Origin of the sequence: Leclercia sp. EC_58 (genome assembly GCF_019584355.1) — a bacterium.
GTDB lineage: Bacteria > Pseudomonadota > Gammaproteobacteria > Enterobacterales > Enterobacteriaceae > Enterobacter.
On record NZ_VDAM01000001.1, the window covers coordinates 4,252,528 to 4,272,892 of the forward strand.

Sequence of the window (20,365 nt, forward strand, 5' to 3'; positions counted from 1 at the left end):
CTGCAGGGAAGATTGTTGACCTCCTTTCCCGAGCAGGCTCGCAAATCAGCCTCTTAACGACTGGTGAACCCACTGTTGCAGGGCGCGACGGGAGATCTTAATCCCGCCATTTTTCAACTCTGCCGGGAGCACCAGCCAGTGCACCGGCTGCTGAAAGCGCGCCAGTTTGTCGCTGAGCCAGTGCGGAAGCTGTTTGATATCCGCTCCCGCCTCGCATTCGACCACCGCCACCGGCCGCTGGCCAAACTCGGCATCATCCAGGGGAACCACATACACCTGGCTCACCTGCGGATGGGTCACGATCACCCGCTCCAGCTCTTCCGGCTGGATCCCTTCCCCGCCGCTGAAAAAAAGGTTATCCATGCGACCAAGGATCGTCAGGCGTCCGTCAACCATTTCACCGCGATCGCGGGTAGCGAACCAGCCCTGTGCGTTGGTGATACTGACCAGCTTGCCGTCACGCCAGTAGCCGCTGGCCATGCAGGGGGCCTTCAGCCACACTTCGCCCTCCACCAGCTTCACTTCCCGGCCCGACAGGGGGTAGCCGACATCCGCCAGGCCATCCGCCTCTTTGGCACACACCGTGGAGGCAAACTCCGTCAGGCCGTAGCCGCACCAGCTGCGAATGCCCCGGCTTGCGGCTCGCTGGGTTAATTCAACGGGGATCGCCGCGCCGCCCAGTAGCACCGCTCTGAGCGCAACATCCTCGCCGGTATTGAGCAGACGCCAGAGCTGGGTAGGCACCAGCGAGGCGTGGGTGCAGCCCTGCAGCATCTGCTCCAGAGGCTGTTTTTCACAGACGGTCAGGCGGGCACCGGCCAGCAGCCAGCGCCAGAGGATCCCCTGTCCGGAAACGTGAAACAGCGGCAGGGAGAGCAGCCAGTCGTCCTCGCCGGTATAGGGCAGAAGCGACAGCACCCCTTCGGCACTGGCAAGATGGGCAGCACAGGTATGCACTGCCGCTTTCGGCAGCCCGGTCGAGCCTGAGGTTAAGGTCATCGTCGCCAGCCGTTCTGGTTGCCACAGGGCGCCTGCGGTTCCCTGCTGCGGGGTAAGCGTCAGATCAGAGAGGCCGGCATAACCGCCCGCACCGTTGAGAATCAATGCAAACCGCAGCGTCAGGGGGGGCAGCATGATCTCCATCAGCGATCGCGGCAGTTGCGGGTTCACCGGCAGGATCCGCGCTCCGCACTGCAATAGCGCCAGCCATGCCAGCAGCGTGTCGGGATGATTATGTGCCTGCAGCATCACCCCATCGCCTTCCCTTACTCCCTGCTGCACAAAACCGCTCGCCAGCGTATCGGTACGCTGGCAGAGTTCGCGCCAGGTCAGGCATTCGCCGTTAAGCCGCAGCGCCGGTTGTTCAGCCTTGCGCGCGCACCAGTGCCGCCATGGCCAGTCAGAAAAGGTCATAGCAGCGGCTCCAGCGCCTCACGGTCCAGACATGGCAAAGTGCTGCCCGGCCAGGATCGCAGCAGCTGCGCCTGCATCAGGCTCAGGGTGTCCAGCCCGGGTACCGTATCCGGCGTGTACTGCGCGGCAATGCGCGCCAGCTGGGTCAGACCGAGGCTCGACTCAATGGACGAGCTGATGACCGCCGTCAGCCCCAGGGCATGGGCCGCGTTTACCTGCTCATGCACTTTCGTCAGGCTGCCGGTGAGCGTGGGTTTGATCACCACCGCTCTGACTCCCGGCTCGGCAACGAATGCAAAATCGTCCTCGCGCAGGCTTTCATCCCAGGCAATGGCGATCCCTGTCTCGCGGGCGAAGGCCAGCGAGTCCGCGCGGGTTTTACAGGGCTCTTCCAGAAAGGCAATGCGATCGCGCCAGGCCGGATTGACATACTTCGCGAACTGCTGCGCCTTCAGCGGCGTCCAGGCGCGGTTAGCATCCAGACGCAGGCGCAGGTCCGGGATGGCCTCCAGCAGCAGATTCGCCACCATGCCATCACGCACCGCTTCATACAGACCGACCTTGATTTTCGCCACTTTTTCGCCCGGCATCGCCGCCAGTGCAGCAAACAGCTCATCGGGATCGCCGGTGCAGAGCGGTGCGGCGCGGTAGTCCGCCTGTTCCGGCAGGCTGCCGTCCAGTTCCGCCAGCGCACAGCTGATACCAAAGTCTACCGAAGGCAAACCCGGCAACAGCGGCGCCTCGCCGTTGCGCCACGCGCCAGACCATGCCCGCACTGCCGTTTCGGCTTCCTCCAGCGTTTCACGGCTGAAGCCCGGTAAGGGGGCGATCTCTCCCCACCCTTCCCGACCATCCTGCTGCAGATGAACGAACAGACCGTCGCGGGTTTTTAACCGCCGCTCGCGCAGTACCACACCCGCATCCATCGGTATCTGCCAGCGGTAGATCTGCACGCTGCGCATTACGGATTCCGTTTATATTTGCTGAAATCCGGCTGGCGCTTCTCGTTAAACGCGTTGCGCCCTTCCTGACCCTCTTCAGTCATGTAGAAGAGCATAGTGGCGTTACCCGCCAGCTCCTGCAGACCCGCCTGACCGTCGCAGTCGGCGTTCAGCGCCGCTTTCAGGCAGCGCAGCGCCATCGGGCTGTTCTGCAGCATTTCACGGCACCAGCGCACGGTCTCTTTTTCAAGGTCGGCAATCGGCACCACAGTGTTCACCAGGCCCATGTCCAGCGCTTCCTGAGCGTTGTACTGACGGCAGAGGAACCAGATTTCACGGGCTTTTTTCTGCCCGACAATGCGCGCCATGTAAGAGGCACCCCAGCCGCCGTCGAAGGAACCGACTTTTGGTCCGGTCTGGCCGAAGATGGCGTTCTCCGCGGCAATGGTCAGATCGCACATCATATGCAGCACGTGACCGCCGCCGATGGAATAGCCGGCGACCATCGCCACCACAGGTTTCGGGCAGGTGCGGATCTGGCGCTGGAAGTCGAGCACGTTCAGGTGGTGTACGCCTGAGTCATCCTGGTATCCGCCGTAGTCGCCGCGCACCTTCTGATCGCCCCCGGCGCAGAACGCTTTTTCACCTTCCCCGGTCAGGACGATAACGCCGATATTGTCGTCGTAACGCGCATCCGCCAGGGCCTGAATCATCTCTTTGACGGTTAACGGGCGAAACGCGTTACGCACCTCTGGACGGTTAATGGTGATTTTGGCGATGCCGTCAGTGGACTTGTGGTAGCGAATGTCGGTATAGCCTTCGGAGCAGTCCAGCCATTCCACCGGTGCATAAAGCATGTTTTCATCAGGGTAGATCATAGAGTGTCCTTAATTGAAAGACGGAGTATCTGGGCCAGACGCTCAGCCACCGCAGCGGGGTTTTCCCGATGGGCGTTATGTCCGGCGTGGGGAATTTCATGGCGGGTGGCGGTAAGCTGCCGGGCAATATCCCGAAACTTAGGGTCCTGCTCGCCATAGAGATAGAAAAAAGGAAGTGCGCACGAGGCGAGCTCAGGGCGTAAATCGGCTTGTTCGGCAAGCGACGTCGCCTGGAGCATGGCGGCCAGAGCTGGACCATTATTCTGGCTACGCAGGGCGACAAGCTGTTCGCGCTGCGCGGGGGTTAGCGAGGCAAATACCGGCTGCTGATACCAGTCGGCAAACACCGACGCCAGAGGTTCATGGCGCAAGCGTGCCGCCCACTGCGCATCGGAGGCGCGACGGCTCGTCCGCGCGTCTTCATCGCTCAACCCCGGATGCGCCCCCTCCACAATCAGCCCCTGTAGCCCCCCGGGCCGCTGGCAGGCGTGATACATCGCAATGCGGCCGCCGAGGGAGTACCCCACCAGCCAGTAATTTAGTATGTTGTAACTAAAAAGGGTGCGATTCAGTAAACCGCTGAGGTCATGGAAATCACTCACCACAATGGAGGCCGACTCTCCGTGTCCCGGCAGATCGAGATAGAGGCGGGAATAATCGCTCAGGCGCTCTCCTGACATCTGCCATTCGCGGCAATCGCCGGAAAAACCGTGCAGGAAAACCAGCCAGGGCTTATCCGGCTGACCTTTACGCTGGGTTCCCGCGAGGATCATAGATGGCTTACCTGCGCCAGCAGGTTTTGCAGCATCTGCGCCCCGTCGCTGTCGTTTACCACCACCTCGATTAGCGTGGCGCCGGGTTTGCTCCACGCCGTGCTGAGCGCGCTCTCCAGCTCCGCCCAGTTTTCCGGGCGCTGATACTTGAGGCTGAACATCGCCGCCGCATGTTCAAACTGCACGTTCTGCGGCATCAAATAAAAGCGTTCCCGTTCGCTCTGCGGCGTCGGCAGCAGGGAGAAAATCTGGCCGCCGTTGTTGTTGATCACCAGCAGCACAAAGGGCGCCGAAGCCTGACGAAGCAGCGCCAGCGCGTTCAGATCGTAGAGCGCCGAGAGATCGCCGACGATCGCCAGCGTCGAACGGGCATTCGCGCGCTGAACCCCTGCTGCGGTTGAAATCAGCCCGTCGATACCGCTGGCGCCACGGTTACTGTATACCGGGTAGCCCGCTGGCAGACGGGAGAAGGCGTCAATCAGACGCACCACCAGGCTGTTGCCCACAAACAACTGCCCCTGTTCAGGCAGATAGCGATGGATACGGTGGGCCAGCTGCGCTTCACCGAATGCGTCGCTGTGTTGCGCCGTCAGGTCCCAGGCCTGGCGAGAGAGTTCAGGAATCTCGGTTGCCCAGGGGGCGCGTTTTTCCGCCGGATGCAGCTCCAGCCATTCGGCCACGCTGGATACCAGCCGACGGCCACGATGTTGCGCGGGATCCAGCCGCCCTTCGCGGGAATCGACCAGCCAGTACTCTTCCGGCCTGCAGGTGGCCTGCCACTGCAGGAGACGTTTACCCGTCAGGCTGCCGCCAAGCTGCACCACAATCTGCGCCTGCTCCAGTTCGGTCACGGCTCTGGCGTTGCCGAGCCAGAGATCCGCGCACGGCAGCGGCTGGCCGGTCTGGGAGAGCACGTCGCCAATCAGCGGCCAGCCAAGCCGTTGCGCCCACTGCGCTACCTGCTTGCCTTCCTCGGCGCTCATCCTGCCCGCGATAACCACACCACGTTTCTGCCGCCAGAAGAACCAGTCGCGCTGTTGGGGGCTTGAAAGCGCCGCCGGGGCGCGCAGCCAGGGCTTATCGCTCTGCCACCAGTCGCCCAGCGCCTGCTGCCACTCAAGATCGGTCTCATCCATTTCGCCATACAGCGGCTCGGCAAACGGACAGTTAATGTGCAGCGCCCCGGCACGCAGCCCGCCCAGGGCGTTATCTACCGTCGAGACCAGCCAGCGGGCGGGAATATCGCGGGTCGGACGCGGCAGCGACAAGGTTTCTGTCGGATGGGTGGCAAAAATCCCCGACTGGCGAATGGCCTGATTGGCGCCGCAGTCGATCAGCTCCGGAGGACGATCCGCCGTCAGCAGCACCAGTTTTTCACCGGTCAGACCGGCTTCGATCAATGCGGGATAGAGGTTAGCCACCGCCGTGCCGGAGGTCACGATCACCGCTACCGGCTCATGGCTGGCTTTTGCCAGCCCCAGCGCCAGATGGCCGAGACCGCGCTCATCAAAATGGGTGTGATGAATAAAGGCGCGGTTTTCGGCGGCGGCCAGGGTCAACGGCGTTGAGCGCGAGCCGGGCGCGATGCAAACATGCCTGACGCCATGGCGGGTCAGGGCTTCAAGGATCACCGCCGCCCAGCGCCGGTTAAAGGAACTCACTGACATGGAATTGTCCGGTATCAATATTGCGACGTAGTATAAATAATAGAGAAAGATGTAATTTTGATATGAATCGGGAATGTATGACTCAGTATTAATCCTTTAGGAGCAGAGAGCGCAGCCCGGCAGCTTTATTTTCAATCTCCTGCCACTCCTGATCGGGGTCAGAACCGCTGACGATCCCCGCCCCGGCATACAGGCGAACACAGCTCTCCTCGACGCTTGCCGAACGCAGCGCCACGCAGAACTCGCTTTGTGCTAACGAGAGATACCCGGCAGAACCGGCATACCACTCCCGGTCAAAGGGTTCATTGTGGGCGATGAAATCCCACGCTGCCTGACGCGGCAGACCGGCAACTGCCGCGGTGGGCTGCAGGCGCAGCAGGCACTGTTCATCATCCGGCTGTTGCAGCGCGGTCCAGATGCAGCGGCGTAAATGCTGAACCTTACGCAAACGCACGATTTGCGGCGGGAGGACATCAAGTACCCCATTTTCCCGCTGCAGGCGCTGGCAGATATCCTCAACCACCAGCATATTTTCCCGCTGGTTTTTATCGTCGTTCATCAGCCAGTTACCCAGCCGCGCGGCATGGGCATCGTCCGGGTGGCTCGCAACGGTTCCGGCCAGCGCTTCGGTGCGCAGCAGCAAACCGCGCCGCCGCCACAGCCGTTCCGGCGACGAGCCGAGAAATGCCCGGCTGGCATCAGTGCGCATAAAGAAGTGGTAGCACTTGAAGTTGACCTGGCGGCTGGCCGCCATCAGCGCGGCGGGGTTTACCGCCTCGTTAAACTGCAAATCTGTCGCCCGGGCCAGCACCACTTTATCGAATGCCCCCCGGCTGATAGCCTCTGTCGCCCGGGTAATCAGCTGAAGCCAGCCGGCCCGGTCAGGGAGATGCGTTTCGCTCACCACCGCTTGCGTGACCGGGGCGACAGGCTGGCTCTCCGCCAGTGTCTGCATAAACTCCCGCGCGCGCTGGACCTCCGCTTTCAGGGAAGTGTTGCTCCAGAGCACCAGGCGCAACGTTGCGGTCCCGCCGAAGCGCTGCCACAAAAGGCGCGGCAGGAACAGATTGCCCTGCTTTGGATCGAAGGCATTAACGCCCACCACTCTCAGGTCGGGTGCGTGCGGATAACGGTTTAAAAACTGACGGGCGGCGGATAACGAGGGGAAATGCGTTATCGCTCCGAGAGCAGCATACTCTTCGTCGCCATTGCGCTGCTGCCAGTAGAACTGCGGGTAGATGTGCTGGGCATTCAGCCAGCCGAGCGGATCAAACGCATCGTTGAGGGCAAAGGAGACATCGAGATAATGCAGGCCAGGGGTATCGGGAAAATCGTCGGCTAATTGTTGGCAAAGGCCTTTCAGCGCGGTGGAAATCGAGTGCACGCGAACTTCTCCCAGCTCAAAAACCTCACATTATAAGGGGTACTAATCAGAAAAAGCAGTACCCCCGAGTTGGCAGGGAGAAGCGTTCGTGCTGTGTTGTTAACGGCGGGCGAGTAAAATACCCAACACCAGGCCGGCGGCGGCACCTACGCCAATCCCCTGCCATGGCTTTTCACGGACATAATCATCCGCACGATAGACCGCTTTTTTGGCCTTGTAATAGTATTGATCGGACGCATGACCCACGCGCGTTTTCACATCATGTAGAGCCTGCTCAGCACGCGCTTTTAGCTCAATGTATTTCTGATCGGCCGGATCGCCGGAAGAGCGTAAGACCTCCTCCAAGGTTTCACTCAGCAGGGTCAGATCGTCATCTACATGGTTATCCGATGATTGATAAGACATAGTGTTCTCCATGTGGTTGCATCAGTTCCGTAACTATAGACAATGCTTGACGATTCCGCCTGCTACGCTTGTTGTACCTCTTTCGCCATACCCATGTGCGGAATGCCATCTTCGTCGTAGATATCCGTCACCTGCACAAAGCCAAAACGGGCATAAAAGGCGTGCAGATGCGCCTGCGCTCCGAGGTATAACGCCTTGTCGGGTCAGTTATTTTCACAGGAACGCAGCGCGTGCTCCATCAGGGCATAGCCCAGCTTCTCGCCCCGCGCCTCGCGGCTGATAATCACGCGGCCAATCACAACGGGGGAGAAATCGTCGTCACTTTTCAGAATCCTCGCATACGCCACCAGCTGGTTGTCTTTCCAGCCGAGGATATGGCGGTTCTCCCCCGCCAGGTCTTCGCCGTCAATGTCCTGATAGGGGCAGGTTTGTTCAACGACAAACACCTCACAGCGCAATTGAAGTAAGGCGTAAAGCACAGGAACGGTCAGCTCGCTATGGTGCAGATCTTGCCACTGGATCATTGGGGTCTCCTTATCGTGAGGGGAGCCGTTATACTAATGACTTTTCGTCCCCGGTGCAGAGGCTGAGTGCATTATGGAGCTGTTTTTTTTAGGAACATCCGCTGGCGTACCGACCCGTACGCGCAACGTCACCTCAATTTTGCTGGATCTCCAGCACCCCACCCGCAGCGGACTGTGGATGTTTGACTGCGGCGAAGGCACGCAGCAGCAGCTGCTGCGCACCGCCGCGCATCCCGGCAAGCTGGATAAAATTTTCATCACTCACCTGCACGGCGACCATCTTTTTGGCCTGCCGGGGCTGCTGTGCAGCCGCTCGATGGCGGGGAATATCCAGCCGCTGACCATTTACGGCCCGCCCGGTATCCGGGAGTTTGTCGAAACCAGCCTGCGGATCAGTGGCTCGTGGACAGATTATCCCCTCGAGATTATTGAGATCAAACCGGGCGTGGTGTTCAAAGATGATGCGTACACGGTAACCGCCGCGGCGCTCAATCACCCCGTGGAGTGTTACGGTTTTCGCATTGAAGAGCGGGATAAACCCGGCGCGCTGGATGGTGCCGCGCTGATCGCCGCAGGAGTGCCCTTCGGCCCGCTGTTTCAGCAGCTAAAACGCGGCGAAAGCGTCACCCTGGAAGATGGCCGGACTATCAACGGTGCGGAGTATCTCTCCCCGCCCCGTCCAGGTAAGAAGCTGGCCATCTTCGGGGATACCGCCCCCTGCGAGAACGCCCTTGCGCTGGCTCAGGGCGTCGATCTGCTGGTGCATGAGGCCACGCTGGAGGTAGCGATGGAGGAGAAAGCCAACAGCCGCGGCCACAGCTCCACGCATCAGGCGGCCAGGCTTGCCCGCGACGCGCAGGTAAAAAAACTGATTGTCACCCACGTCAGCTCCCGTTACGACGCCGAAGGCTGCGCCATGCTGCTGGCGGAGTGCCGCGCCATCTTTGCTGCCAGCGAGCTGGCAGAAGATTTTGCTACCGTGCGCGTTTAATGCTCTGGTTTTCCCCGAAACTGCCGATAACCCTATCAGGCCGGTATTTTTCACTGAGGGGCAAACATGGATAACTTCCAGAAAGACATTGATGACAGGGCAAATCTTACTCTGTCGAACCGATTTGAGCTGCTGCTGTTTCGTCTTGGCCGCTCAATGAATGAAAACAAATCTGAGCTGTTCGGCATCAACGTCTTTAAGCTTCGCGAGATTGTGCCCATGCCCTCGTTCACCAAACCGGCGGGGATGAAGTCGCCCCTGATGGGTATGGTTAATATTCGCGATCAGGTGATCCCGGTTATCGACCTGGCCGCGGTGGCAGGCTGCAAGCCAACGACGGGGCTGAACATTTTGCTGATCACCGAGTATGCCCGTAGCGTCCAGGCCTTTGCCGTGGAGTCGGTCGAAAATATCATGCGCCTGGACTGGAAGCAGGTGCATGCGGCGGAAACCGCGGTCAGCGGACGCTATATCACCAGTATCGCCTGTCTGGATGAGAAGACGGATACCAACGATCTGGCGATGGTGCTGGACGTTGAGCAGATCCTCTATGACATCACCCCGGCCAACCACGACCTGCATGCTACCGATCTGCAGATCACCAAATTCAATATCAAGCCGGGTGCGGTGGCGATTGTGGCGGAAGACTCTAAAGTGGCGCGCTCAATGCTGGAAAAAGGGCTGCAGGCGATGCAGATCCCGGCGCAGCTGCATATCACCGGTAAAGAGGCCTGGGAGAAGATCGGCGTGCTGGCCGCGCAGGCCCAGGCGGAAGGGGTGCCCATTACCGATAAAATCTCGCTGGTGCTGACCGACCTTGAGATGCCGGAGATGGACGGCTTTACCCTGACGCGCAAAATCAAAACCGACGCCATCCTGAAGGACATCCCGGTGGTGATCCACTCTTCCCTGTCCGGTAACGCCAACGAAGATCATATCCGCAAGGTGAAAGCCGATGGCTACGTGGCGAAGTTCGAACTGAACGAGCTGTCATCGGTGATTGAAGAGGTGCTGGAGCGCGCAAACAAGAAAATCGACGGGCCGCTGATTAGCCGTAAGCAGCTGGCTTAATTTGCACCATTTTGCCGGGTGGCGCTACGCTTACCCGGCCTACAAAACCTGTAGGCCCTGCAAGCGCAGCGCCGCTGGGCAATAAAAAACCCGCCGAAGCGGGTTTTTTTGTTTCTGGCGTTTTTTACATCAGCGGCATCGCATGCTGCACGATGGTGATCAGCGGCTGCGGATAGATACCGAAGATCAGCACCAGCAGCGCGGAGATGAGCACCACAATACCGCCCGCGCTGTACTGCCAGTTGCCTGGCGCATCGCGGTTGAGCTGCTGAGGCGCACTCAGATAGAGGCTCACGGCAACGCGCAGGTAGTAGTAAAGACCAATCGCGGAGCCGATAACGACACCCGCCGTCAGCCACCACAGACCAGCCTGCACACCCACTGCCAGCACGTAAAACTTCCCGATAAAGCCGAGCGTCATCGGGATACCCGCCAGCGACAGCATCATCACGGTCATCACCGCGGAGAGGATCGGACGGTGCCAGAACAGACCACGGTAGGAGAAGAGCGAGTCGGCATCCGGGCCACGGTACGGGCTGGACATCAGGCTCACCACGCCGAAGGCGCCGAGGCTGCTGAACAGGTAACCGGCCAGGTAGACACCCACGGTCTCCATGGACATCTGACCGCTCTGCAGGGCAATCAGCGCCACCATCAGATAACCGAGGTGCGAGATGGAGGAGTAACCGAGCAGACGCTTGATGTTGGTCTGGCTCAGCGCCATCAGGTTACCGAAGATGATGGAGACGAAGGCAATAATACCCAGCACCACGCGAACCGCTTCGCTGTCACCCACCGGGGCGTAAAGGAACAGACGCATCACCACCCCGAAGATAGCGATTTTGCTCGCCGTCGCCAGGAAAGTGGATACCGGCGCTGGCGCACCCTGGTAGACGTCTGGCGTCCACAGGTGGAATGGCACCAGAGAGAGTTTAAAGCCGAGACCAACAATCATCATGCCCAGACCCGCCAGCAGCAGCGGCTCGTGCAGCATGCCGTCGCCGAGGCTCTTGCCGAGCGCTTCAAACGAGAGGTTACCGGACTGAGCGTAGAGCAGCGCAATACCAAACAGCAGGAAGGACGAAGCAGCAGCAGACAGGATCGTATACTTGATACTCGCTTCCAGAGAGCGCTTCTGGCGGAAGGCATAACCGATCAGGCCGAACAGCGGCAGCGAGATCAGCTCAATACCGAGGAACAGCGCCGCCAGATGGTTGGCATTAGCCAGCAGAATGCCGCCCAGGGCCGCAATCAGAACCAGCAGGTAAAACTCTTCTCTGTTGTCGTTGTACCCTTCCAGCCACGGGTAGGCAAAGGTGCAGGTCGCCAGACTGGCTAACAGCACCAGCCCGGTGTAGAGCATGGCGAAGCCATCAACGCGCATCAGCGGCGTGACGTCCATCGCCCCCGCCTGGCCAACAAACCAGAGGGAGACTAACGCAGCGTTCAGACCCAGAACCGCCAGCGTGGCATTCAGGAAGTGATTGCGTCGCCACGCAATGGAGAGCATCACAACCACCACCGTCAATCCGACGATCAGCAGCGGTAGCAGCGCAATCAGTTGTTGTGGAGTTATTGTCATGGCGATTTACGGCCTTGTAGTAGAAGCAGAATTAACAAACCACTGCTGGATGTTACCCATCGCGGAGTGCGAGGTATCCAGAATCGGCTGCGGGAAGAAGCCCAGCAGCACCAGCAGTACGACCAGCAGCAGGATGATGAACAGCTCGCGCAGCGACATCCCCGGCAGTTCTTTGGCAGCGATCTCACTCTTCGCTTTACCGAAGTAAGCGCGGTGCAGCATCGCCAGCGAGTAAACGGAGGCGAACACCAGACCGAAAGTGGAGATCACGGTGATCGTCGGCACCACTTTAAAGCTGCCGAACAGGATCATAAATTCGCCAACGAAGTTACCGGTTCCCGGCATCCCCAGCGTGGCAACCGCGAAGAACATCGACATCGCTGGCAGCCATTTGATTTTGCTCCACAGACCACCCATCTGACGCATATCACGGGTGTGCAGACGTTCGTACAGCTGACCACACAGGATGAAGAGACCGGCTGCGGAGAGACCGTGGGCAATCATCTGGATCACCGCGCCCTGGTAGGCCAGCTGGCTGCCGGTGTAGATAGCAATCAGCACGAAGCCCATGTGGGAAACGGAGGTGTAGGCAATCAGACGCTTGATGTCGTACTGCGTGAAGGCCATCCAGGCACCGTAGAAGATACCGATCACACCGAGCCACATGGCAATCGGCGCAAACTCTGCGGAGGCATTCGGGAACAGCGGCAGCGCGAAACGCAGCAGACCGTAGGCCGCGGTTTTCAGCAGGATGCCCGCCAGGTCAACAGAACCCGCCGTTGGAGCCTGGGAGTGCGCGTCTGGCAGCCAGCCGTGCAGCGGCACCACCGGCATCTTCACCGCAAACGCAATGAAGAAGCCCAGCATCAGCAGGTATTCTACGCCGTGGGACATTGGGGTCTTCAGCAGGTCCTGATAGTTGAAGGTCCAGACGCCGGTCGCGTTGTAGTGCACGAAGACCAGCGCCAGGATGGCAATCAACATCACCAGACCACTCGCCTGGGTATAGATGAAGAACTTGGTGGCCGCCGTGATACGCGTTTTACCGTCGGACGCCTTATGGCCCCACAGCGCGATCAGGAAGTACATCGGCACCAGCATCATCTCCCAGAAGAAGAAGAAGAGGAACATGTCGATGGCAAGGAACACGCCGATCACGCCGCCCAGGATCCACATCAGGTTCAGGTGGAAGAAGCCCTGGTATTTTTCGATTTCTCGCCAGGAGCACAGTACCGCCAGAACGCCGAGCAGACCGGTCAGCACCACCATCAGCAGCGACAGACCGTCAATCGCCAGATGGATCGTGATACCGAAACGCGGGATCCACGGCAGAATGAATTCAGACTGCCACTGCGGAATGCCCGCAGACTGGGTCAGTGAATAGCCGCCCTGCAACCAGAGTTGCAGGCCAAGCGCGAGCGTCAATCCCATGGTGATCAGCGCAATCCAGCGCGGCATCTTCACGCCAAAGCGTTCGGTCTGCCAGCACAGGAACCCACCGATAAAGGGAATTAATATTAGCCAGGGTAGTAACATGGCGATTTGCATTCCTTTTTAAGGCCCCCAGAAGGGGCCTGATTTTCAACGAATTCGAATAAAATTCACTTAACGATCAACGCAATACCATCAGCAGCGCCAGCACCACAACCGCGCCGATGCTCATGGACGCTACATACCAGCGCAGATACCCGTTCTCGCTGAACAGCAGGCCTTTACCGGCCAGGCGAGAAAGGAGTGCCGGGATGTTCATTACCGCGTTCAGCGGATCGCGTTTGATAAGCCACGCAATGCCGAGGAACGGTTTCACGAAGATCATGTCGTACAGCCAGTCGAAGCCCCACGCGTTATACCACCAGGTGCCCAGCAGACGGCCCGGCGCACTGTTGGCAACGGCAGTCACCAGCGTACGTTTGCCCAGCCACAGCCATGCCGCAATCAGGATGCCCGCGATAGCGACCACACCGGAGGTGATTTCAAGCGTCAGAACGCGACCGTGCTCAAGCTCGGTAGTGTCTGGCAGTACGTCCTGCAGCGGTGGCACAATCATCGCGCCAACGAAGGTGGAGAGTACCAGCAGCACAATCAGCGGCAGGTGGTGGGTAATCCCCTTCCCTGCGTGAGCGTGAATTTGTTCTTTACCGTGGAAGACGATGAAAATCATACGGAAGGTGTACAGGGAGGTCATGAATGCACCGACCAGACCCGCAACCATCAGATTGATATGCCCGTTCGCCATGGCGCCCGCCAGGATTTCGTCCTTACTGAAGAAGCCCGCGGTAATCAGCGGCAGTGCCGCCAGCGCCGCGCCGCCCACCAGGAAGCAGACGTAAACCAGCGGGATGGACTTACGCAGTCCGCCCATTTTGAAGATGTTCTGCTCGTGGTGGCAGGCCAGGATCACCGAACCGGACGAGAGGAACAGCAGCGCTTTGAAGAACGCGTGCGTCATCAGGTGGAAAATCGCCGCGTCCCACGCCTGTACGCCCAGCGCAAGGAACATGTAACCGATCTGGCTCATGGTGGAGTAAGCGAGAACGCGTTTGATGTCGGTCTGGACCAGCGCGGCAAAGCCTGCCAGCACCAGCGTCACCGCACCGACGATACCCACCAGATGCAGAATTTCCGGGGTCATCAGGAACAGACCGTGGGTACGCGCAATCAGGTAAACACCGGCGGTCACCATGGTGGCGGCGTGGATCAGCGCAGAGACAGGGGTTGGACCCGCCATCGCGTCGGCAAGCCAGGTCTGCAACGGCAGCTGTGCAGATTTACCCACAGCACCACCCAGCAGCATCAGGGTTGCCCACCACAGCATATTGTTGCTGGCTTCGAAGTGCGCAGGCGCCAGTTCCACCATCTCGCGGAAGTTCAGCGTGCCCAGCTCGTTGTAGAGAATGAACAGCGCGAAGGCGAGGAAGACGTCACCCACACGGGTCACAACGAACGCTTTCATGGCCGCTGCGCCATTCTTCGGATCGGTGTAGTAGAACCCGATCAGCAGGTAAGAGCAGAGACCCACCCCTTCCCAGCCGAGATACATCAGCAGCAGGTTATCCGCCAGCACCAGTACCACCATGCTGGCGATAAACAGGTTGGTGTAGGCGAAGAAGCGGGAGTAACCCTCTTCACCGCGCATATACCAGGAGGCGAACATGTGGATCAGGAAGCCGACACCGGTAACCACGGAGAGCATGGTCAGAGAGAGACCATCCAGCACCAGATTAAAACCGATGTTGAAATCACCCACCGACATCCAGGTCCAGAGTGGAACGCTGAAAGCCTGACGTCCGTTGTTAAAGAAGTCGATCCCCGCATACGCTGTTACCAGTGCGGCCAGGCCCACAGAGCCCATGCCGATGGTCGCAGAGAGATTTTCAGACCAGCGGCCGCGTGAGAACGACAGCAGCAGGAAGCCAATCAGCGGAAAAATAATGGTTAAGGCAAGCATGTTCATCCACGCAACTCACTTACTGAATCGATGTTCAGGTTCTGGCGGCGACGATGGAGCTGCAGCAACAGCGCCAGGCCAATACTCGCTTCCGCAGCCGCGAGGCTGATAGCGAGAATGTACATCACCTGACCATCGGTCTGGCCCCAGTAGCTACCGGCAACCACAAAGGCCAGCGCGGAAGCGTTGATCATGATCTCCAGGCCAATCAGCATAAACAGCAGATTGCGGCGGATAACCAGACCGGTTAAGCCCAGCACGAATAAAATCGCGGCGAGGATCAGTCCGTGTTGTAAAGGGATCATGCGTGATCCTCCGTTTTTCTTTTCGCGCTGTCGTCCTTACGGTTGCTCAGCACTTCACCCATGCGCTCTTCGCGACCTACGTGGAAAGCCACGACCAGGCCTGCCAGCAGCAGCATCGAGGCCAGTTCCACCGCCAGTACGTATGGCCCAAACAGGGTGACACCCACCGCTTTGGCGCTGATTGGCGTGCCGTCGATACCCTGGTCGTTCACACCCAGAATGGCGTAAACGATCACCGCCAGCATGATGGCCGACAGAATTGCAGGGCCAATCCACACCTGCGGTTGCAGCCACTGACGTTCCTGCTCAATTTCAGAGCCGCCCAGGTTCAGCATCATCACCACGAAGACGAACAGAACCATGATGGCCCCGGCGTAAACGATGATTTCAAGCGCACCGGCAAAGTGTGCGCCCAGCGCAAAGAACACCCCGGAAATAGCCAGCAGCGAAATGATTAAATAGAGCAGCGCATGCACCGGGTTGGTGTGCGTAATCACTCGCAGCGTAGCCAGGATGGCGATCAGGCCACAGATATAAAAAGCGAATTCCATTGCCCCTCTCCTTACGGTAACAGGCTCTTGACGTCGATAGGCTTGGCTTCGTTCTCTGCTTCGCCCTTATCTTTGCCGTCGATTGCCATACCCGCCATCCGGTAGAAGTTATATTCCGGGTATTTGCCCGGACCGGAAATCAGCAGATCCTCTTTCTCGTACACCAGATCCTGACGTTTGAATTCACCCAGTTCGAAATCGGGGGTCAACTGAATCGCCGTGGTCGGGCACGCTTCTTCACACAGGCCGCAGAAGATGCAGCGTGAGAAGTTGATGCGGAAGAACTCCGGGTACCAGCGACCGTCCACCGTCTCTGCTTTCTGCAGAGAGATACAGCCAACCGGACAGGCTACCGCACACAGGTTACAGGCAACGCAGCGCTCCGAACCGTCCGGATCGCGCGTCAGCACGATACGGCCACGGTAGCGCGGCGGCAGATATACCGGTTCTTCCGGATACATCCGGGTTTCGCGTTTAGAAAACGCGTGCAGGCCGATCATCCAGATACTGCGTACCTGGGTGCCGAAGCCTACCAATAATTCTTTCAAGGTCATGATCTCAAAGCCCCTTATGGCTGCTGCCAGAGAATGACAGCCGCCGTTACCAACAGATTGACAAGCGTCAGCGGCAGGCACACTTTCCAGCCGAAGGACATTACCTGGTCATAACGCGGACGCGGTAATGCAGCGCGAATCAAAATGAACATCATCATGAAGAACGCGGTTTTCAGCGCGAACCAGATGAACGGCGGTAAGAACGGGCCATGCCAGCCACCAAAGAACAGCGTGACCATCAGCGCGGAAATGGTGACGATACCGATGTACTCGCCCACGAAGAACAGACCGAACTTCATACCGGAATATTCAATGTGGTAACCGTCGGCCAGTTCCTGCTCGGCTTCTGGCTGGTCAAACGGGTGACGGTGACATACCGCCACGCCCGCGATAGCAAAGGTAACAAAACCAAAGAACTGCGGGATGACGTTCCAGATGTCGGCCTGGTTGTTGACGATGTCGGTCATGTTGAATGAACCGGCCTGCGCCACCACGCCCATCAGGGAGAGACCCAGGAACACTTCGTAGCTGAGCGTCTGCGCGGAAGCACGCATCGCACCCAGCAGGGAGTATTTGTTGTTACTGGACCAGCCTGCGAACAGCACCGCGTAAACCGCGAGGCCTGCCATCATCAGGAAGAACAGAATGCCGATGTTCAGGTCAGCCACCACCCAGGTCGGGCTGACCGGAACGATAGCAAACGCCAGCAGCAGCGAGGTAAAGGCGATCATCGGTGCCAGAGTAAAGATTACGCGATCCGAGAAGCGCGGGATCCAGTCCTCTTTAAAGAACATCTTGATCATGTCCGCGACCAGCTGGAGTGAACCACCCCAGCCCACGCGGTTCGGTCCGTAACGGTTCTGGAACAGACCGAGCAGACGACGTTCACCGAAGCTCATGAACGCGCCGCAGGAGACCACCACCAGCAGAATAACAACCGCTTTCAGGATGTTCAGCAGGATGTCGATAAAATCAGGCGTTAACCAACTCATGCTTTTGCCTCCTGCAGGTTATCAAGACGCGCGCCCGCCAGCACCGGGGCAATGCCAGGCATACCCATCGGCAGACCCACCTGCCCTGCTGTCAGACCTTCAGAGATAATCAGCGGCAGGCTGATTGTCTGGCCTTCATAGCTAAAGCTGATGTTCGCGCCCGCGTTGACGCCAAGCTTCGCGGCATCCGCCGGGTTGAGCTTGATGTACGGCTGCGGCATACGGGTCTGGAAGACCGGGGAACGCTGGGACAGCTCGTCGCTACCAAACAGATGGTAGTACGGCGCAATACGCCAGTTGCCCTCTTCAGCCTGGAAGCGTGCCGGAACGGTGGAGAAGAACGCCAGACCGGTTTCGGAGGCTTCAATCAGGCGTACGCCCGGATCGCCGTGGCGCAGAGAACCACCCACTTCAGCCTGGAACTTGTTCCATGCCTGCGGGGAGTTCCAGCCTGGCGCCCATGCGAATGGGATCTGCGAACGTGGCGCAGACGGCTGGTTGTTCCCTTCCATCGAGAAGGCGAACATGGTGTCTTTATCCTGCGGCTGACGCGGTTCGTGTACGCTGATGTTGGCGCGCATTGCAGTACGGCCACTGTAGCGATGCGGTTCACGCGCCAGTTTCTGGCCGCGAATACGGAAGCTCGCTTCCGGCGCCGCATCTTTGATGCCTGCCAGCTGCGGCAGCTTTTCAATAACGGCGTCGATCACGTGGTCGAGCTGCGTCCAGTCCACCTCACGGCTCAGCACGGTGCTATGCAGGGAGTGCAGCCAGCGCCAGCTTTCCAGCATCAGAGTGGTGTTGTCGTAGTAGGCCGGGTCATAAACCTGGAAGAAGCGCTGGGCGCGGCCTTCGTTGTTAATCACCGTCCCGTCGCTTTCCGCGAAGCTTGCCGCAGAGAGCACCAGGTGCGCTTTGTCCATAATGGCGGTGCGCTGATGGTCAATAACCATCACCAGCGGCGCCTTAGAGAGCGCAGCATCTACGCGTGCGGCAGAAGCATGGCGGTGGAGATCGTTTTCAAGTACGACAACGGCATCCGCAGAGCCAGATTCCAGCTCGCTCAGCGCCTCTTCCAGAGAGCCGCCGCCGATCATGCCCAGACCAATGCTGTTTACCGCACGGGCAATCATGGTCACGCCAACGTCGGCGCCACGGCCTTTCAGCGCTTTGGCCACGTTCGCCGCCGCCTGAATGATCTCGCTGCTGCCGGCGTTGGTACCGGAGATAATCAGGGGTTTCTTCGCACCGGCCAGCGCCTGCACGATCACGTCAACTTTGTTCTGCAGGTCGCGATCCAGTTCAACGGCCGGGGCACTGCTGTCCAGGCCGTTAGCAATAGCAAAGCCGAGACGGGCCTGATCTTCCACCGGTGCGCGGTAGGTCCAGGCGGCGATGTCGTCGAGACGGGTGTCATCAACGTTGGTCACAAACAGCGGATGCTTCGCGCGCTGACCGATGTTGAGAATAGCCGCGATCTGCCAGTCAGCCACTTTCTGTGCCGCTGCCATTTCACGCGCTTTCCCTTTCACCGCCTGACGAACCGCCAGGGCTGCGCGCGCGCCGGTCTGGGTCAAATCTTCGCCCAATACCAGTACCGCATCATAGGATTCGATTTCGCGCAGCGCCGGGGTATGGATACCACCTTCGCGCAGCACTTTCAGCACCAGCTGCAGACGTTCCTGCTCGCCCTGAGCGATACCGGTGTAGAAGTTATCCGCACCCACCAGCTCGCGCAGCGCGAAGTTGCTTTCGATGCTGGCGCGCGGGGAGCCGATACCAATCACTTTCTTCGACTGGCGCAGAATGTCTGCCGCGCCCTGCATCGCCTGTTCAGCGTTCAGGGTAATGAAGTCATCGCCACGGCGCTGAACTGGACGACGCGGACGGTCTTTCAGGTTCACATAGCCATAGCCGAAACGACCGCGGTCGCAGAGGAAGTAGTGGTTAACGGTACCGTTGTAACGGTTTTCGATACGACGCAGTTCGCCGTAACGCTCACCCGGGCTGGTGTTACAGCCCAGCGAACACTGCTGGCAGATGCTTGGCGCAAACTGCATGTCCCACTTACGGTTGTAACGCTCGGAGTGGGTTTTGTCGGTGAATACGCCGGTCGGGCAGATCTCTACCAGGTTACCGGAGAATTCGCTCTCAAGCGTACCGTCTTCCGGACGACCGAAGTAGACGTTGTCATGCGCGCCATAGACGCCCAGATCCTGACCATCCGCGTAGTCTTTGTAGTAACGCACGCAGCGGTAGCAGGCGATGCAGCGGTTCATTTCGTGAGAGATGAACGGCCCCAGATCCTGGTTACGGTGGGTACGCTTGGTAAAGCGATAGCGACGGAAGCTGTGCCCGGTCATGACGGTCATATCCTGAAGGTGGCAGTTACCGCCCTCTTCACAGACCGGACAGTCGTGCGGGTGGTTGGTCATCAACCACTCCACCACGCTTTCGCGGAACTGTTTCGCTTCCAGATCGTCGATAGAAATAAATGTGCCTTCGGCGGCTGGCGTCATACAGGACATTACCAGGCGACCACGCGTGTCTTCCGCGTTTTGATATTGCTTCACCGCACACTGGCGGCAAGCACCGACGCTCCCCAGCGCCGGATGCCAGCAAAAATACGGAATATCAAGGCCGAGAGACAGACAAGCTTCCAGCAGGTTGTCCGCCCCGTTGACCTCATATTCTTTGCCGTCTACATGAATCGTAGCCATTAGCATGCTTCCAGTTGTCTCGAATAAATTCGAGCGTTAATCAAAATTCTTTTTACGCTTCATCCTTCAGGCTGCCTCTGCGTTGGCTTCCCTCGCTCATACCAGTCACTTACTGATGTAAGCTCCTGGTCCTCACTCAGTCGCCGCCTTGACGCAGACTGAATGA

The 20,365-nt window shown here is 59.0% G+C and carries 17 protein-coding genes and 1 pseudogene; 2 read left to right on the forward strand and 16 right to left on the reverse strand.

Annotation, left to right across the window (positions count from 1 at the left end; translation table 11 throughout):
* Positions 1–45 precede the first annotated feature (45 nt).
* From menE to FHC51_RS20755, 8 genes and pseudogenes are all read right to left on the reverse strand, one after another.
* Complete coding sequence (menE, locus tag FHC51_RS20720) at positions 46–1,413, reverse strand: o-succinylbenzoate--CoA ligase (RefSeq protein ID WP_220436499.1); 1,368 nt, start codon at positions 1,411–1,413, stop codon at positions 46–48.
* Entirely contained in the window at positions 1,410–2,375 is a 966-nt protein-coding gene (gene menC / locus FHC51_RS20725) for an o-succinylbenzoate synthase (protein ID WP_220436500.1), read from the reverse strand. Before menC ends, menE begins: the two co-directional genes overlap by 4 nt.
* Positions 2,375–3,232: a 1,4-dihydroxy-2-naphthoyl-CoA synthase gene (gene menB / locus FHC51_RS20730; RefSeq protein ID WP_114314385.1), complete on the reverse strand. Its 858-nt coding sequence runs from the start codon at positions 3,230–3,232 to the stop codon at positions 2,375–2,377. Before menB ends, menC begins: the two co-directional genes overlap by 1 nt.
* A complete protein-coding gene (gene menH / locus FHC51_RS20735; protein ID WP_220436501.1) occupies positions 3,229–4,005 on the reverse strand; it encodes a 2-succinyl-6-hydroxy-2,4-cyclohexadiene-1-carboxylate synthase in 777 nt (258 codons plus the stop codon). Before menH ends, menB begins: the two co-directional genes overlap by 4 nt.
* Positions 4,002–5,672: a 2-succinyl-5-enolpyruvyl-6-hydroxy-3-cyclohexene-1-carboxylic-acid synthase gene (gene menD, locus FHC51_RS20740; RefSeq protein ID WP_220436502.1), complete on the reverse strand. Its 1,671-nt coding sequence runs from the start codon at positions 5,670–5,672 to the stop codon at positions 4,002–4,004. The genes menH and menD overlap by 4 nt, the downstream gene beginning before the upstream one ends.
* Positions 5,673–5,760: 88 nt before the next feature.
* Positions 5,761–7,056 (reverse strand): isochorismate synthase MenF, encoded by a 1,296-nt coding sequence (gene menF, locus FHC51_RS20745; RefSeq protein WP_220436503.1) that lies wholly within the window; start codon positions 7,054–7,056, stop codon positions 5,761–5,763.
* Positions 7,057–7,155: 99 nt separating this feature from the next.
* Positions 7,156–7,461 carry a stress response protein ElaB gene (gene elaB / locus FHC51_RS20750; RefSeq protein WP_103180450.1) on the reverse strand — a complete coding sequence of 102 codons (306 nt, stop codon included), beginning with the start codon at positions 7,459–7,461 and terminating at the stop codon, positions 7,156–7,158.
* 62 nt (positions 7,462–7,523) lie between these two features.
* Positions 7,524–7,985 (reverse strand): annotated as a pseudogene (locus tag FHC51_RS20755) (GNAT family N-acetyltransferase).
* Between the two features lie 73 nt (positions 7,986–8,058).
* Between FHC51_RS20755 and rnz the strand changes: the two are divergent.
* Together rnz and FHC51_RS20765 are read left to right on the forward strand one after the other, a co-directional pair.
* Positions 8,059–8,976, forward strand: coding sequence for a ribonuclease Z (rnz, locus tag FHC51_RS20760; RefSeq protein ID WP_114314380.1), 918 nt, complete (start codon positions 8,059–8,061; stop codon positions 8,974–8,976).
* 66 nt (positions 8,977–9,042) lie between these two features.
* The gene (locus tag FHC51_RS20765; RefSeq protein ID WP_220436504.1) at positions 9,043–10,047 is read left to right on the forward strand and encodes a chemotaxis protein; all 1,005 of its coding nucleotides are present in this window, start codon (positions 9,043–9,045) and stop codon (positions 10,045–10,047) included.
* 124 nt (positions 10,048–10,171) lie between these two features.
* Here FHC51_RS20765 and nuoN read toward each other — a convergent pair whose 3' ends face one another.
* From nuoN to nuoG, 8 genes are all read right to left on the reverse strand, one after another.
* Positions 10,172–11,629 (reverse strand): NADH-quinone oxidoreductase subunit NuoN, encoded by a 1,458-nt coding sequence (gene nuoN, locus FHC51_RS20770; RefSeq protein WP_220436505.1) that lies wholly within the window; start codon positions 11,627–11,629, stop codon positions 10,172–10,174.
* A gap of 6 nt (positions 11,630–11,635) precedes the next feature.
* Entirely contained in the window at positions 11,636–13,165 is a 1,530-nt protein-coding gene (gene nuoM / locus FHC51_RS20775) for an NADH-quinone oxidoreductase subunit M (protein WP_103180459.1), read from the reverse strand.
* A 76-nt stretch (positions 13,166–13,241) separates the two neighbouring features.
* A complete protein-coding gene (gene nuoL / locus FHC51_RS20780) occupies positions 13,242–15,083 on the reverse strand; it encodes an NADH-quinone oxidoreductase subunit L (RefSeq protein ID WP_220436506.1) in 1,842 nt (613 codons plus the stop codon).
* Positions 15,080–15,382, reverse strand: coding sequence for an NADH-quinone oxidoreductase subunit NuoK (gene nuoK / locus FHC51_RS20785; protein ID WP_049841347.1), 303 nt, complete (start codon positions 15,380–15,382; stop codon positions 15,080–15,082). The genes nuoL and nuoK overlap by 4 nt, the downstream gene beginning before the upstream one ends.
* Entirely contained in the window at positions 15,379–15,933 is a 555-nt protein-coding gene (gene nuoJ / locus FHC51_RS20790; protein ID WP_103180463.1) for an NADH-quinone oxidoreductase subunit J, read from the reverse strand. Before nuoJ ends, nuoK begins: the two co-directional genes overlap by 4 nt.
* A gap of 11 nt (positions 15,934–15,944) precedes the next feature.
* Positions 15,945–16,487, reverse strand: a complete 543-nt coding sequence (nuoI, locus tag FHC51_RS20795) for an NADH-quinone oxidoreductase subunit NuoI (protein ID WP_103180465.1) — start codon at positions 16,485–16,487, stop codon at positions 15,945–15,947.
* Between the two features lie 14 nt (positions 16,488–16,501).
* On the reverse strand, positions 16,502–17,479 hold the full coding sequence (gene nuoH / locus FHC51_RS20800; protein WP_220436507.1) for an NADH-quinone oxidoreductase subunit NuoH: 978 nt from the start codon (positions 17,477–17,479) through the stop codon (positions 16,502–16,504).
* Complete coding sequence (nuoG, locus tag FHC51_RS20805) at positions 17,476–20,199, reverse strand: NADH-quinone oxidoreductase subunit NuoG (RefSeq protein WP_220436508.1); 2,724 nt, start codon at positions 20,197–20,199, stop codon at positions 17,476–17,478. Before nuoG ends, nuoH begins: the two co-directional genes overlap by 4 nt.
* Between the last annotated feature and the right edge of the window lie 166 nt (positions 20,200–20,365).